The following is a 14,530-nucleotide window of genomic DNA, read 5'->3' as shown; positions in this document are numbered from 1 at the left end:
GTGATCCATGGCCGCATCATCGCGCGGCAGAGTGAGCAGGGAATTGGCGCGGGCGCTCAGTAGGTCCGCTCAGTAAGCCCGCTCAGTAAGCCCAGTAGCCGTAGCGTTGCGGGTAGCCATAAACAATGGGCGCCGGTACTACAGCGACAGGCGGTGGAGCGTAGACAGGCACCGTGCTATAGACGTCCGGCTGGGAAATGGTGTTGCCCTTTGACGCCATACATTGCGCGTAGGCGGCGTTGTAGCGCGACTGCAGGCTGGCCGAAGTGGCTTGCGTGTCGTTTGCACCGACAGCACTGCCAAACAGCAGGCCGGCACCCGCACCGATTGCTGCGCCGATGCCGGCATTGCCCGCTGCGGCGCCGAGCAGCGCGCCGGCGGCTGCGCCGCCCACGGTGCCGATGGCGGTGCTGCCGACGCCTTCGGGTATTGCGCCATGGGCCGGTGCGGCGGCATTGTCGGAGCGGAACGCGTAGTCACGGCAGGCGTAATCTTCCTGCTGGAACACGTTCATCGGTTTGCCACTGGGGGGCAGTGCGACGACTGATGGGCCGGACGGCGGAATAACGGCGCAGCCGGTGAGCGCAATGGCGACGAGCCCCACGGGCAGCGCCAGGCGAGTGATTCGTACGAGCTTCATGATGTTTGCCTCCTCTGATTCGATGACGCCATCTTGAGGGGGCAAACTTAGCGGCGAATTAGGCTGGCGCCGCGTGGAGCATCCTCCGGCATAATTGGTTGAACGCATTCTTTTTTAATCTTGCCGCTCGGGAGGGCGTCATGCTTAAAAGCATTGCAACCAATCTGCTCGACGTTACCTATGACGAACAGGGCGATAGCGCAGGATGGCCCGTGATTCTGCTGCACGGTTTTCCCTACGATATCCACGCATACGACGAAGTGACGCCACGCCTGACCGCCAAAGGCGCGCGCGTTATCACGCCCTATCTTCGCGGCTATGGGCCAACGCGGTTTCTCGATTCGACTACGCTTCGTTCGGGCCAACAGGCCGCACTCGGCGCGGATCTGTTGGCTCTGCTCGACGCGCTTCAGATTGAACGAGCCGTGCTGGGTGGATATGACTGGGGCGGTCGCGCCGCGTGCATCGTCGCGGCGCTGTATCCAGCGAGAGCGCGCGGGCTTGTTTCCGTCAACGGCTACAACATCCAGAATATCGCCGCCGCCATGCAACCGAGTACGCCGGAAAAAGAATATCGCTTGTGGTACCAGTATTACTTTCATGGCGAGCGCGGCCAGGCCGGACTGACCGAACACCGCTTTGAGTTTTGCCGCCTGCTGTGGTCGTTATGGTCGCCCACCTGGCGCTTCGACGACGACACCTATGCGCGCTCAGCCGCCGCTTTCGATAATCCAGACTTCGTCGACGTGGTGATCCATTCGTATCGGCACCGTTACGGACTCGTTGATGGCGATCCCCAGTTTGATGATATGGAGCGACGCTTGTCCTCCATGCCGTCGATCACCATACCCGCGGTCACCCTGGAAGGGGACGCCGATGGTGTTACTCCTCAGGGTGGCAGTCAGGCGTCCCTGAAGCGGTTCACCGGGCACCACGAGAACCGCGTCGTGCCGAGTGCAGGCCACAATCTTCCGCAAGAGGCGCCGGACGCGTTCGCCAGCGCAGTTCTCGATGTCAACGCCTGGGCGGGTTGAGGGGGGCGGAATACGCGATGCCGCCCGCTCAGACAATGCCGCCCAGTTTTCCGCCGGCACGATTCGCCAGGATGTAGCGCAGCTTGTCGAGCGACAACGGCTTGGTGAGGTGATAGTCGAAACCCGCGGCCAGTGCCCGGGATTTGTCGGATTCCGCGGCATAGCCGGTCAACGCCACGAGCAGGACATCGTCGAACTGGCTGTCGGACCTTACCGCATGGGCGACATCGAAGCCGTCCATGTCGGGCATGCCGACATCGATGATGGCAACCTCGGGCAGCTCTTCCTTGATCAGGCGCACCGCTTCGCGCCCGCTGCCGCACATCGTGACGTGATGTCCATCCAGTTCCAGCAAAATGCCGAGCGACTGCAACGCATCCGCGTTGTCGTCGGCGAGCAGCAGACGCACCGATCCCAGGCCTAGCGATTCGGTCGTATCGCCGGTGACCGCTGATTCGTCGCGGACGCTCAGGATGGGCAGACGCAAGGTGACCGAGGTGCCCCTCCCGCTGCCTTCACTTTGCAGCGAGATTGTCCCGTCGTGAAGCTCGACCATGCGCTTGGCCACGGCAAGACCAATTCCCAGTCCACCTTCTGAGCGGGCATTGCCGCGGGCAGACTGGGCGAAGAGTTCGAATACATGCGGCTGGACCGCGCTGTCGATGCCAATGCCGTTGTCGGTCACTTCTATGACAACCATATCCTTCTGTTCCGGCTCGCGGTCTTCGGCCACGATCTTTACCGCCAGTTCGATGGTCCCGCCGATCGGCGTGTACTTCGCGGCGTTGGACAGCAGATTGCCGAGCACCTGGCTTAGCCTGATGTGATCGGCACGCACGGGCACGGGCTTCTCGAGGCCGGTCAACCTGAGTGAGTGCCGCCGCGACTGGATGTGGTGCTTGACGGCGGTCACGGCATCGAAGGCAATTTCGTTGAGCGTGGTATCGCTGTGTTTGATGGCGAGCTTGCCATGCTTTAGTCGCGCGGCATCGAGGAGGTCGTCGACCAGCGTTCGCAGATGCCTCATCTGCCGCTGCGCAATAGTCAGGACTTCAACCGCTTTTTGATTTTCCGCGCAGAGCTTGATGGCGGCGCCGACCGCGCTGTCGATCGGCGCCATTGGGTTTCTAAGCTCGTGCCCGAGCATCGCTATGAATTCGCTATGCCGGCGTTCGCTTTCCTCGCCGGTATCGCGGGCATCCACGGTGGTCAGCGCGGCACCGGCCGAGACCGCCAGGTCCGAGAGCAGGCGCACGTCTTCGAGATCGAACTGGCGTGCCGGGGTGTGCGACATCACCCATATCGCGCCGACGAGGCCATTGTCAGTCGGAATCGGCACGATGAGTCCTTCGGCAATCTCCACGCCGGGAAACTGCAAGCTGGGAAAGCGATCTTGCGGGAGAAGAAATAATTGGGGCTCCGCGGATTCCACCGCCAGCCGGCACGGGCATTCGTGCCATGCGGTCGTTTTGCCTTGCAAGCCCACGCATAAACCCGCCACGGCCAGCCAGCGAAAGTGCCGCTCGGCGTCGACGCCTTCCATGAGACTGATGCCGGCGCTACCCGCGTCGCAGAGCGACAGGGCAGCGTCTGCTATCTCCTGCAAGAGCTGCTCGCGCGATCCTGACTGGGCTCGAGCGAGCCTCAGCAGTACGCTGTTTTCCGCGGCATGGTCCGCTGGCCGCGCGGAACGCATACGGAGCACGTCCGTCTGTGCGGGTCTGTAATTGCTTTCCATGGCATTGAGGCGCGCTGAGAAAGGGCAGGTGAATTGTCGCGATGGGAAGGCTGCATGAAGCCCCGCAGGACGATAGGATGGCATCTCGCGGCAGAGGCACGTCTGCAGGCGACAAGGCTTGGCTAATCGCTCCGAAGAAGATTGTACGAGGCTTTCGCGCGGAGCGGGCGCGAGTCCTCACGCATGTCGTCGGTATGCTCGTCGTGTCGGGCGTCGACGGATTGGTTTTGCCTGAAGCGGGTTAACCCGTAACGCCTGCGAGCACGCTTTCGCTGCGCCGGTTTGTGTGTGGGTACGCAGGTTGCTCACCCCATCAAACGTGCCCCACATGCAGGATGCCGTGACCGCGGAAACCGGTCGGCTACCAGCTGGAGACGAGATGAAAACGAAAAAGGAACAGGGCTCCGAGCCCGATGCCGCTGAAGCGCGCTTTTCTGACTATGCCAAACCCTTGATTGACGAGGCGAATTCATCTGCGGCAGCGCTGCGCTCGGACTCCGACGCTGACGTTCTGCACACGTTGCGGGTTGCGCTCAGGCGTCTGCGAACGCTTCTCTGGGCCTACCGGCCGCTGCTTGGCGAGGAACTGGAGGGGCGGCAGGGAGATCGCTTCAGGTCTCTCGCCGGCGCCGCCGGCAAAACACGCGATTGGGACATCCTGATCGAATTGCTCAGTGATGCCCTGGGCGAGAAGCGGGCGCCCACTGAGCGTCTGCTTTCCGCACGCGCCGCTGCGCTCAGCGACAGCCGGGAGAGGTTGGCTCACGCCGGCATCAACTCGGAACTGCAGGACGCCCTGAACGATGCGAACGACACCCTGCGCCAAATGCGCAAACCGACGCCATTGAAGAAGTTTGCCCGCAAGCGCGTGGCGGCCGCGGAGAAATCGCTTCACAAACGCATGCGCCGCGCCAGAGGCGCCAAGGGCGGCGAATACACCTCGTATCACGACGTCCGCAAGGCGGGGAAGAAGGTTCGCTACCTGCTCGAATTTTTCGAGCCGCTGCTTTCCAGAAAGCAGTTGAAAACGCTGAAGGGCTTGAAGAAGCTCCAGAAGCGGTTCGGCGCGCTAAACGACGTGGTGGCGAGCGAAGAGCTGTTGCGAGGCAATAGCCGCGACATATTCAGTAATAGCCGATCGGTCGCTACTGCTCTGGCGGCTCTGGAGAAGCAGCGTAAGCGCCGGATTCGCGCTGCTGCGAAGCTGCTATGAAGGGAGCAGTAAAAAACTCCCCAAAACTGGCACACACGGTCAAGCCTGCCAGTAAAAATCGGTCAGAATGGCGTCCGGATGCTAGAGCGGGCGGAGAGACCCAATGAGCAATCTGACTAAAAACAAAAAAATCAAATAAAAAAAGCCGACCGGGTTACGGTCGGCGAAGGATTCTGGCCATCCGAGGGCCGTGCCAGAACCTGAGAGAGTTCGTATTATCGCATTGGCGGCCTGGTTGTATCGTCTACGCAACTCGCCCGGCTGTTTTTGACGCCGGGCGAATCCTTTTTCGTCCTCCAATTTGGAAAAATTCATGCAACGTGAATTTTTCGGTTAAATTTCAGGAGCGACGACCCCAGCAGACCTCTGGGGGACCATTCCAGTACAAGAATTGCGTTAAATGAACTCCCGCGTTAGTCCGGCTGATCTGCGCCGCCCGATGAAACAGGGCATTGCCTACAGCCATTTCAATGTGCAGGCGGAACCTCCGCAGCGGCGTTTGCTCGCCTGGCGCGATCGCGTTGGCCATGTCATTGACGTCTTGCCCTCGCGGTCCGATCTGGAAAGACCCTTCCAGGCTTCGATCGATCGTTATCAGGTCGGCGATCTGGTATTCACCGACTGCCGCTCGGATCTGATGGTGCTCGAGCGTTCGCTGGCGCGGATCTCGGTCGACAGCGTGCGCGATTTCGTCTTCCACGTGTTTCTGGAGGGCGGAATCGCGAACATCGCCCTGCCCAGGCAGCGCGAAGATAAGCCTGCTGTTGCGAGGATCGTTGCGCTGGATATGGGCCAGCCCGTGCGCATGCAGCGCAATGACTGCAGGGTGCTGACGTTTTTTGTACCCGGCGAACTCGTGCAGGAAGTATTTCCCGATCCGGAAGCCATCCACTGCCGCGCGCTTTCCGGTGCGGCGCCGCTCGCGGGGATGATCGTCAGGCACGTGGCGGCGCTCGCCCAGAACATCGGCAGCATGAGTGCCGGCGAAGCGGACAGCGCCATACGCGCGGGAGCCCAACTGCTCGTTGCGGGGTTTGGCAAGGACGCGGGGCTGAGTGGCAATGCTCGCGCGGCGGCCCGATCGGTCATGTTCGATGAGGCGCGACGCTATATCAAGTCGCATCTTTACGAAGAGACGCTTTCGCCCGAGAGCGTGCTCGGCGCGCTGCCGTTTCCGCGCCGGAGCCTGTATCGCCTGTTTGAACATGAGGGCGGTCTGAGCGCCTATATCCGTCATCTCCGGCTGCGCAGCGCGGCTGAAGATCTGACGCGCTACCCGCACGCGACCGTGACGGAGATTGCCTACGGTGTGGGCTTTAAAAGCGCTTCGGATTTTACGCGGGCATTCCGGCGGGCCTTCGATATGGCGCCGCAGGACTTCCGGGCTTTGGCTGCAGAGACGGCTTAGGCACGGCCAGCTGCCGCACGTAATTGTTACCTTTAGAACTGTCGATCATTCGCCTTCAGGCACATTCGACCTAGCGGATGAAGCCCCGTCGCGATCCGCGCCAGCCTTGTCCAGCAAGGCGCGCAGCAATCGGCATGTGCCGTTGTGATGACGCCCAGGCCCATGTTAAAGTCCATTGCGCCGTTGAGCAGTTGGTCTGGGCGCGAGCAAAACGACATTGTCGGCGCGTTGCGCCGTCAACTGATCATCGACTGGGGACACTGTATGGAAACGCTTGGCGGAACGCGTCTCGCTCGACTCTTCAATGAACGACAAAACGAGTTGCTCGGCGAATGGGTGCCGCAGCAGTATGCAATTGCGTCGCGCCGCGGCGGTGTTACCGAAGTGCAATTGCGTGACCAGTTTGTGCAGTTCGTTGCCGTCGTCTGTGCGGCACTTGAATCGTCAGACCGCGTGGACTTCAAGACTCGAGGGTGGGACGAAGTGCGCGGCTTTCTCGCGGATGTTTCGACGCAGCGCGCGCGACAAGGCTTTACGCCTGTCGAAACAGCAATGTTCGTGTTCTCCCTGAAGGAACCGCTGTTCGCCCGCTTGCGTGTCGAACTCGCGGCCGACCCTGCCACTCTCGCCGAGCTCACCTGGACTATCAGCACGTTGTTCGATGCGATGGGCCTCTACACCACAGAAGTCTTCCAGACCAGCCGCGAGCAGGTCATCGTGCGTCAGCAGCAGGAACTGCTCGAACTGTCGACGCCGGTCGTGCAGTTGTGGGACGGGATTCTGGCGTTGCCGCTGATCGGTACGCTCGATTCCGCGCGCACCCAGGTCGTGATGGAAAGCCTGCTGCAAAAGATCGTCGATACGGGCGCGGCTATCGCTGTCATCGACATCACCGGCGTGCCCACAGTCGACACCCTCGTTGCGCAGCATCTGCTCAAGACCGTGGCCGCCGCCCGGCTGATGGGCGCGGATTGCATCATCAGCGGCATCCGTCCGCAGATCGCACAGACCATCGTTCACCTCGGGGTGAATCTGCAGAACGTCATCACCAAGGCTACCCTCGCGGACGCATTCGTCGTGGCGCTGAGCCGTACGGGCAAGTCGGTCTCGGGCGCGGGTGCGCATGGCGAAGCGCCCGGCGCACCCGGTCCGTTGCGCGGCAACCAGTTCGCCGGCGACTGACGCCGGCTCACGCGGGTTCAACCGGACCACGACAATGGAACGCATTCCGATTCTGCGGATGGGCAAACTTCTGCTTGTCACCATTCAGGTCGACATGCACGATCGTCTCGCCATGACGCTGCAGGACGATTTGACGAGCCGCATCGTCAAAGATCGCGCCAAAGGCGTGCTGATCGATATTTCGTCGCTCGATGTGGTGGACTCGTTCATCGGCCGGATGATCGGCGACACGGCCGCGATGGCCCGTGTGCTCGACGCTGAAACCGTAGTGGTCGGCATGCAGCCTTCCGTCGCGATCACGCTGGTCGAACTCGGACTGGCGCTCCCCGGCGTGCGTACCGCGCTGAACGTCGAAAAAGGCATGGCGCTCCTGACCGGTACGTCACCGCTTTGAGCACGATCCCCGGCAAGACAATCGAGCCTAGCCCTCTATCCTCCATGCCCAGCGACGACAAGACTGCGGGCCCGGTAGGCGCTGACGGTCAGCCTCCTGACGAGATCATGCCGATTCGCTCCGATGAACAGATCGTGCGGTTGCGGCGTCTCGTGCGCGAAAAGGCGGTGGCCCACGGTTTTTCGCTGATCGATCAGACGAAATTTGTGACCGCGGCCAGCGAACTCGCGCGCAATACGCTGATATATGGCGGGGGAGGCGACGTACACTTATACACGTTGCGACGTAACGGCCGTGTTGGCCTGAGGCTCGAGTTCATCGACAACGGACCTGGCATCGCAGACCTGGCGCGTGCGTTGTCCGACGGCTATACCACCGGCAACGGTCTGGGTCTGGGCCTGGGCGGCGCCAAGCGGCTGTGCGATGAGTTCGAGATCCGTTCGGCGCCAGGCGAAGGTACACATATTTCGGTGACCAAATGGAAACCGTTTTGAATGGGCTGAGCGTGACCCAGCGGCAGTTCGAGATCGGCGATCCTAGCTCGATTTCGTTTGCGCGGCGTGGCATCAATGAAGTGGCGTATAACGTTGGCTTCAACGACACGGTGCTCGGCAAGCTGGCGATCATCGTGACCGAGTGCGCGACCAATCAGATCAAACATGCGCAACGCGGCGAACTGCTGGTGCGCTCGATTGTCCGCGAGAGCGAATCCGGCTCGCCGCTGCCTGTCCGTTACGGCGTCGAACTGCTCGCGATCGACAACGGCCCTGGCATCCTCGATCTGCACGCCTGTTTTGTCGACGGTTACACGACGGCCGGCAGTCCTGGCAACGGCATGGGTGCGCTTCAACGGCTGAGCGACGAGCTCGACATCTGGAGCGCGCCAGGCCGCGGTACGGCAATGCGTATCGTGACGTGGGCCGAGGAGGCCGACGCGAGCGTGCCAGAGAATCCATCGCCGATTGTGTACGGCGCGATCAATCTGCCGCTGCGCGGCGAGACGCTGTGCGGCGACGCGTGGATGTGCGGCTACGCGGACGGCGAATTCCAGGTGCTGGTTGTCGACGGCCTGGGGCACGGCCCGCTTGCCAACACAGCAGCGCTTGCCGCAACGGAGACGTTTGCGCGGCGCGGCGGCGCGGGCGTGACGGAGATTGTCGCGGTGTCGCATGAAGCGCTGCGGCCAACGCGCGGCGCCGCGCTCGGCGTCGCGAGCATTCCGGCACCCGAGGCGGGAGAAGGCGCTCTCGGCAGCGCACGCTTTTGCGGCGTCGGCAATATCGCAGCAAGCGTGTGGACGTCGTCGAGTCATCGTCATCTGGTGTCGCACGCGGGCATCGTGGGCCATCAGATGCGTAAGACCCAGGAGTTTCAGGTCGACTGGCCTCATGACGGAATACTGATTCTCCATTCCGATGGCCTCGCAACGCGCTGGGACCTGGGCCACTACCCGGGTCTGGCGCAGCATCATCCCGCGTTGATTGCGGCGGTACTCTATCGCGACTTCACGCGCGGTCGCGACGACGTGACGGTGTTTGTCGCGCGCGCGCGGCGCAGCGGGGACGCATGATGGCCGAGTCGCTGCAAGTTCTTCCGCTCGACAGCGAACTCTCAGTGGTCGCCGCACGCCGGCGTGCCCGCGAACTCAGCGAAGCGCTCGCTTTCACAAAGCATGATCAGATCCGCATCGCAACCTCCGTGCTCGAGGTTGCACGGGTCGTATTCCTCGCGACCTCCGGCGGCCGTGCCGAATTTTTGCTTGAGAGGGCGGATCAACCGCCAGGTCTGTTGATCCGTCTGGTGGCGCCTTCAACGTCTGTCGCAAAGCTGCTAGAAAGGCCGGCCGGCGCCGAACACACCGACAGCGGCGAGGTTCCGGGTCCGCTCGGGGTACTCGCGGCTCAACGGCTGATGGATGCGTGTTCGATCGACGACGTGGCAGGCGACGCCATCGTCACGCTGGTGAAACACCTGTCGGCACAGGCGCCGCTCGCTGTCGATAAAGGTGCTGCAGTGCTCGCCCAGCAAACCGTTACGCCGGGCGCAGGAGGTTCGTTCGACGAAATGCAGTGGCAAAGTCGCGAGCTGGCTGCGGCGCTCGATGAACTGCAGGAACGTCAGGAAGAACTCACGCGGCTCACCCGCGAACTGGAAGACACCAATCGCGGCGTGGTCGCGCTCTACGCGGAACTGGACGAGCGCGCAGACCATCTGCGCCGCGCCGACGACGCCAAGTCGCGCTTCCTGTCGAACATGAGTCACGAGTTCCGTTCGCCGCTGTATTCCATCCGCGCGCTGTCGAAACTGCTGATGGATCGCACCGACGGCGAATTGACGGACGAGCAGGCCAAACAGGTTCGCTTCATCCGCAAGGCGGCAGAAGAGCTCTCCGAGACCGTCGACGACCTGCTCGATCTCGCCAAGATCGAAGCGGGCAAAGTCGAATTGCGCCCGGCCGAGTTCGAGGTCGCTAATCTCTTTTCGGCGTTGCGTGGCATGCTACGCCCGCTCTTGCCGACGGCGGACGTCGAACTGGTGTTCGAGCCGTGCGACGAGATTCCACCGGTCTACACCGACGAAGGCAAGGTTTCGCAGATTCTCCGCAATTTTGTATCCAATGCATTAAAGTTTACCGAGCACGGCGAAGTCCGTGTGCGGGCGCAATACGACGCTGACCAGCAGTTGTTGACGTTCGCGGTTTCGGATACGGGCATCGGAATTGCGTCTGAGTATCAACAAAGTATTTTCGAAGAATTTGAACAGGTGGAAAACCGGCTGCAGACCTATGTAAAAGGCACCGGCCTCGGACTTCCGCTGTGTAACAAGCTCTGCAAGCTGTTAGGCGGCACGGTGGGTCTGGTGAGCGAGCCCGGCAACGGCTCGACTTTCACGGCGACCATTCCGGCGTATCTACCGCAGATCGCCGGGCAGGAGTCTCGTCCGCCTCTCGCTAGCGATGCCGATACCGGGCGCGATATGGTGCTCTTTGTGTCGACCAGTCTGAATGACCGGCTGCGTTACGAGGCGTCCTTGCACAACACGCGCTACCGGTCTGCCACCGCGGCCACCGTGCGGGAAGCCAGGTCGACGCTGGCGATGACGGCAGCGTGTGCCGTGCTGATCGATATGGAATCCGGACGCGAAGACGGTTGGTCCTGGTTAGGCGAATTGCGCGAGCATGACTCGCTTCTAAGCCGGGTCGAAGGCGCGGTGAGAGCGGCCAGCGACTCACGCAAACGGCACGTGCCGGTGATTGTTTTGAGCGATGTGGACCAGCGTGGCCGCGCCGAGTCTCTTGGCGCAGACGCTTTTTTTATCAAGCCGCTGTCGGGCAACGAACTGCTCACTTCGCTGGACGCGATGTTGAGCGCCCCATGACCGATCCACGGACAAGTATCTTCCATGAATGACGCGACCGCCAACCTGATACTGAACGTCGACGACAACGACGGCGCCCGCTATGCGAAGAGTCGAATCCTCTCACGTGCCGGCTTCGAAGTGATCGAGGCCGCCAATGGCACGCAGGCCCTTGAGCTTGCGCGGGCCTCACTGCCCGACCTGATTCTGCTCGACGTCAAGCTGCCGGACATCAACGGCTTCGAGGTATGCCGGCAGATCAAGGCCTCTCCAGAGACGGCGGCCATTCTGGTGCTGCAGACCTCCGCTGCTGCGGTGCAGAGTATCGACCGGATCAGAGGGCTCGATGGAGGCGCGGACAGCTACCTGGTTGAGCCGATCGAACCCGCCGAACTCATCGCGCACGTGCGCGCGCTGCTGCGCGTGCGTCGCGCGGAGGGTGCCTTGCGCGAAAGCGAGGAGCGCTTTCGGCAGATGGCGGAAAACATCGACGACGTGTTCTGGATGCTCGACCCGGCGACGGATCAGTTGCTTTACGTCAGTCCTGCTTATCATCATTTGTGGGGAGACTCGGCGATCCTGCCACAGCCAGGACCGGCGCACTGGGCAGGCAGCGTTCACCCGGAGGACGAAGCCACGGTCGAGGCGGCGTACCGGGCGCTTGCCAGCGGCACGCCGTACGAGATCGAATACCGGATCGTGCGTCCCAACGGCACGACACGCTGGGTTGCCGAGCGCGCCTTTCCGGTGCGCGATTCGCGTGACTCGATCTATCGGCTAGCCGGTATCGTCAACGATATCTCCGAGCGCAAGGCCAACGAAATGGTGTTGCGTGACGCGGATCGACGCAAGGACGAGTTTCTCGCCATGCTCGCGCATGAGTTGCGCAATCCGCTTGCCCCGATCCGCAACGCGATTGAGTTGCTCGATCCGAGCCGCGCGCCCACCACACAGAATTTCGAAACGATGCGCGAGGTGATCGGACGCCAGGTGAGGCATCTGAGCCGGCTCGTCGACGACCTGCTCGATGTGGCGCGTATCACGCAGGGCAAAATCACGCTACGCCAGGAGAACGTCAGTCTTGTCGCAGCGATCGAAGCGGCCATCGAAACCGTCGCGCCTGCGCTAACCAAAAAAGCGCATACGCTGAGAACCGAGATGCCGGACGACTCGGTGTACATCGTCGGCGATGGCGTACGGATTGCGCAGGTGCTCGGCAACATTCTCTCGAACGCGGTGAAATATACGCCGCAAGAAGGCGAAATTCTGGTCGACGTGCACGAGTCGGATGAAGACGTGCAAATTACCGTTCGCGATAACGGGGTTGGGATGAGTGCTGAGACGATCCCGCATATCTTCGATCTGTTCGTGCAATCGCAGAACTCGCTGGAACGCTCTGAGGGTGGCCTCGGTATCGGCCTGCCTTTGGCGCGCACGCTGGTGGAATTGCACGGCGGCCAGATCCAGGTATTCTCGGCTGGCGCCGGGCAGGGCAGCGAGTTCGTGGTGCGCTTGCCGCTCACGCGCCGCGTGCAGTCGGGGCAACCGGCGGTGCCGGACGAGCCCGTCGCGGCATTACCCGTCGAACCAGGTACAGGACCGGCGTTGCGCCTGCTACTGGTGGACGACAGCGTGGACGCGGCGACTCTTCTGTCGATGGTTCTCGAAGCGGACGGCTACGACGTACGCATTGCGCACGAGTCAACACAGGCGCTGGAAATCGCGGCGCAGTTCAAGCCTGAGGTTGTCTTGCTGGATCTGGGCCTGCCGGGTATGGACGGCTTTCAGCTCGCACAGGAAATGCGCAAGCTGGATAGCACCGCCAGCGCGCTGTTAGTGGCCGTCACCGGTTACGGTCAGGCGGGCGACCGTCAGCGATCCCACGACGCGGGTTTCGACTATCACCTGGTCAAACCGGTGGCAGTGGACGAGATCCACCGTGTGATCGAGACTCGCTTCCCTAAGACCTCGAGTCTGTCCGGAAGCGGAGTGTCGGAGGCCTAAGCATTCGTTCTTGCGAACGCTATTGGATTTTCGCGGGACGTCGCGCTGCGGCTGGCCGGTTATTGATCTGGGTCGGTTCGCGCCAGTTCGGCTCGAGTCCCATGAACTTGTCGAAGAACGCGATGGCAAGGCCGGGCTCCTCGATCATGTTCTCGCGAAACGATTGCCATACCGCCGGGTGGGAGATCGCGTCGGACGCTTGCACTTCCACCGCGCACTGTTCGCGCAGGGTGGCTTTGAGCGTGCCGATGCAAAAGTGGGTCAGCACGTAACCGGTCGGCCACCAGTCGGCGATGTTCCCCGGCGACGGCCGCAACTGCGTCGACGCGTCTTTCTTCAGGTGAATCGCTTTCTCGCGCAGCAAATCTCGCAGCAGCACGCCGAACACGAACTGGAAGTAGTCCTGTTCGTTCTGACGGCGATAGTCTGCACTGCGCTCGACGACATCGATCCACGCAAAAAACGCTGTGGTGAAATTCCGGTCATCGATTTCGACCGGCAACGCGTGCCGTTCGCGGTACTCGTCGCAGCACCGTTGCAAAAGCTGGCGGCATAGCGTGAGCTTCTGCACACGCTTCCACGTCGCTATTTCCTGTCCTTCGATGCTACAGATCGGTTGGCTCATTCGCACAACTCCTCGCAGACACGCAGCGCCGGCCTCAACAAAGATGGGCGATCGCGTACTCGATTTCGTGACTCAACGCATGCAGCGGTTCGGGGCCCTTGAGTGCCTGCTTGAACGCTGTTTCGCGCGCACCCACTACGTCGGAGAAAAATCGCACTGCCGCATCGGGTTCGGTAGGGATGCCTGAAGTACAGGTGTCCTTCGCGAGCGACACTAACGACAGCATCAGGAACACATAGGCGTTCGGTTCGGTGACGAGCCACCACGGTGCATTGACATCCGGTAGGACTTCGAAGCGGGTGCTGCGGATCGGTTGCGTATCGAGCAGCGACAACACGAGTTGTGCGCATGCGAGGCATAGCGCGCTGCGCGAGGACATCGCACGGGCCGCTTGCGGCGCCGACAACGCCGCGCCCATGCGTTCGAGCGTCGTGCAGATGCGGTGCTCGAAAATCAGCACGTCGGTTGCGCCGCTTTGCATGATCATCCGCTTTGCCGCCGCGTAATACGACATCGAAAATTTGCGCAGCGTCTTTGCCGGGCCACTGGCCATCTCGAGGTAAGTCGTGAGCGGTTCCAGCAGAACCGGCGATTTCCAGTGATCCTGCAGGGTCGGTACAGCGTGACCCGCAAACGATTCGGCGGTTTCGATCAGGCCGTCCGCAAGATGAGCGACCGATTCCAGCGATAGATGGGGGGACGGTTTGAGCGGTGTCGCGGAAGACGCGAGCGGCGCCACGGGCCGGTCGCTTCTGAGCGGTCCGGGCACGTTGCGTGCCGCGTAACGCAGTTGACGCGCACAATCGCGCAGCGCGAGCCCGAGCTGGTTGATGTCGCGGCTGAGATGCTGCGGCAAGGGCGATTTTGACTCCATGGGCGTCTCAATGTTGCAACATTTGAAGTTAAGATAGCACAAGTGTTCAGTGCGTAGATTG

Annotated in this window: 13 protein-coding genes; 9 read left to right on the top strand and 4 right to left on the bottom strand. The window is 61.7% G+C overall.

Annotated elements, in window-relative coordinates; all coding sequences use genetic code 11:
- Positions 1 to 82: 82 nt before the first annotated feature.
- A complete protein-coding gene (locus M0954_RS28475; protein ID WP_122155796.1) occupies positions 83 to 640 on the bottom strand; it encodes a glycine zipper family protein in 558 nt (185 codons plus the stop codon).
- Between the two features lie 140 nt (positions 641 to 780).
- On the opposite strand from M0954_RS28475, the gene M0954_RS28470 reads away from it, so the two are divergent.
- Positions 781 to 1,674 carry an alpha/beta hydrolase gene (locus tag M0954_RS28470; RefSeq protein ID WP_133894859.1) on the top strand — a complete coding sequence of 298 codons (894 nt, stop codon included), beginning with the start codon at positions 781 to 783 and terminating at the stop codon, positions 1,672 to 1,674.
- 28 nt (positions 1,675 to 1,702) lie between these two features.
- Here the strand turns inward: M0954_RS28470 and M0954_RS28465 are convergent, their stop codons facing one another.
- Complete coding sequence (locus tag M0954_RS28465; protein ID WP_367279543.1) at positions 1,703 to 3,412, bottom strand: ATP-binding protein; 1,710 nt, start codon at positions 3,410 to 3,412, stop codon at positions 1,703 to 1,705.
- A 328-nt stretch (positions 3,413 to 3,740) separates the two neighbouring features.
- Here M0954_RS28465 and M0954_RS28460 point away from each other — a divergent pair, with 328 nt between their 5' ends.
- The 8 genes from M0954_RS28460 (at position 3,741) to M0954_RS28425 (ending at position 12,970) form a co-directional block, all read left to right on the top strand.
- Positions 3,741 to 4,625, top strand: coding sequence for a CHAD domain-containing protein (locus tag M0954_RS28460; RefSeq protein ID WP_297356823.1), 885 nt, complete (start codon positions 3,741 to 3,743; stop codon positions 4,623 to 4,625).
- A gap of 400 nt (positions 4,626 to 5,025) precedes the next feature.
- On the top strand, positions 5,026 to 6,033 hold the full coding sequence (locus M0954_RS28455) for a helix-turn-helix domain-containing protein (protein WP_297356821.1): 1,008 nt from the start codon (positions 5,026 to 5,028) through the stop codon (positions 6,031 to 6,033).
- A 264-nt stretch (positions 6,034 to 6,297) separates the two neighbouring features.
- Positions 6,298 to 7,215: an STAS domain-containing protein gene (locus tag M0954_RS28450; RefSeq protein WP_122159047.1), complete on the top strand. Its 918-nt coding sequence runs from the start codon at positions 6,298 to 6,300 to the stop codon at positions 7,213 to 7,215.
- A gap of 34 nt (positions 7,216 to 7,249) precedes the next feature.
- Positions 7,250 to 7,609 (top strand): STAS domain-containing protein, encoded by a 360-nt coding sequence (locus M0954_RS28445; RefSeq protein WP_074268641.1) that lies wholly within the window; start codon positions 7,250 to 7,252, stop codon positions 7,607 to 7,609.
- Positions 7,610 to 7,716: 107 nt separating this feature from the next.
- Complete coding sequence (locus tag M0954_RS28440; protein ID WP_166660966.1) at positions 7,717 to 8,103, top strand: anti-sigma regulatory factor; 387 nt, start codon at positions 7,717 to 7,719, stop codon at positions 8,101 to 8,103.
- Positions 8,088 to 9,179 (top strand): ATP-binding protein, encoded by a 1,092-nt coding sequence (locus M0954_RS28435; RefSeq protein ID WP_297356819.1) that lies wholly within the window; start codon positions 8,088 to 8,090, stop codon positions 9,177 to 9,179. The genes M0954_RS28440 and M0954_RS28435 overlap by 16 nt, the downstream gene beginning before the upstream one ends.
- Complete coding sequence (locus tag M0954_RS28430; RefSeq protein ID WP_297356817.1) at positions 9,176 to 10,987, top strand: ATP-binding protein; 1,812 nt, start codon at positions 9,176 to 9,178, stop codon at positions 10,985 to 10,987. The genes M0954_RS28435 and M0954_RS28430 overlap by 4 nt, the downstream gene beginning before the upstream one ends.
- A gap of 24 nt (positions 10,988 to 11,011) precedes the next feature.
- Positions 11,012 to 12,970, top strand: coding sequence for a response regulator (locus M0954_RS28425; protein WP_297356816.1), 1,959 nt, complete (start codon positions 11,012 to 11,014; stop codon positions 12,968 to 12,970).
- Positions 12,971 to 12,989: 19 nt separating this feature from the next.
- Here M0954_RS28425 and M0954_RS28420 read toward each other — a convergent pair whose 3' ends face one another.
- Positions 12,990 to 13,595 (bottom strand): hypothetical protein, encoded by a 606-nt coding sequence (locus tag M0954_RS28420; protein ID WP_122155806.1) that lies wholly within the window; start codon positions 13,593 to 13,595, stop codon positions 12,990 to 12,992.
- A 34-nt stretch (positions 13,596 to 13,629) separates the two neighbouring features.
- Positions 13,630 to 14,469 carry a hypothetical protein gene (locus tag M0954_RS28415; protein WP_123387351.1) on the bottom strand — a complete coding sequence of 280 codons (840 nt, stop codon included), beginning with the start codon at positions 14,467 to 14,469 and terminating at the stop codon, positions 13,630 to 13,632.
- Between the last annotated feature and the right edge of the window lie 61 nt (positions 14,470 to 14,530).

Origin of the sequence: Paraburkholderia sp., assembly GCF_026225065.1 — a bacterium.
Classification (GTDB): Bacteria; Pseudomonadota; Gammaproteobacteria; order Burkholderiales; family Burkholderiaceae; genus Paraburkholderia.
This window is presented reverse-complemented; position numbering and strand designations above follow the sequence as displayed.

Coding starts and splice junctions, on each gene's coding strand:
- M0954_RS28475 (WP_122155796.1), bottom strand. CDS start 640: ATGAAGCTCGTACGAATCACTCGCCTGGCGCTGCCCGTGGGGCTCGTC.
- M0954_RS28470 (WP_133894859.1), top strand. CDS start 781: ATGCTTAAAAGCATTGCAACCAATCTGCTCGACGTTACCTATGACGAA.
- M0954_RS28465 (WP_367279543.1), bottom strand. CDS start 3,412: ATGGAAAGCAATTACAGACCCGCACAGACGGACGTGCTCCGTATGCGT.
- M0954_RS28460 (WP_297356823.1), top strand. CDS start 3,741: ATGCAGGATGCCGTGACCGCGGAAACCGGTCGGCTACCAGCTGGAGAC.
- M0954_RS28455 (WP_297356821.1), top strand. CDS start 5,026: ATGAACTCCCGCGTTAGTCCGGCTGATCTGCGCCGCCCGATGAAACAG.
- M0954_RS28450 (WP_122159047.1), top strand. CDS start 6,298: ATGGAAACGCTTGGCGGAACGCGTCTCGCTCGACTCTTCAATGAACGA.
- M0954_RS28445 (WP_074268641.1), top strand. CDS start 7,250: ATGGAACGCATTCCGATTCTGCGGATGGGCAAACTTCTGCTTGTCACC.
- M0954_RS28440 (WP_166660966.1), top strand. CDS start 7,717: ATGCCGATTCGCTCCGATGAACAGATCGTGCGGTTGCGGCGTCTCGTG.
- M0954_RS28435 (WP_297356819.1), top strand. CDS start 8,088: ATGGAAACCGTTTTGAATGGGCTGAGCGTGACCCAGCGGCAGTTCGAG.
- M0954_RS28430 (WP_297356817.1), top strand. CDS start 9,176: ATGATGGCCGAGTCGCTGCAAGTTCTTCCGCTCGACAGCGAACTCTCA.
- M0954_RS28425 (WP_297356816.1), top strand. CDS start 11,012: ATGAATGACGCGACCGCCAACCTGATACTGAACGTCGACGACAACGAC.
- M0954_RS28420 (WP_122155806.1), bottom strand. CDS start 13,595: ATGAGCCAACCGATCTGTAGCATCGAAGGACAGGAAATAGCGACGTGG.
- M0954_RS28415 (WP_123387351.1), bottom strand. CDS start 14,469: ATGGAGTCAAAATCGCCCTTGCCGCAGCATCTCAGCCGCGACATCAAC.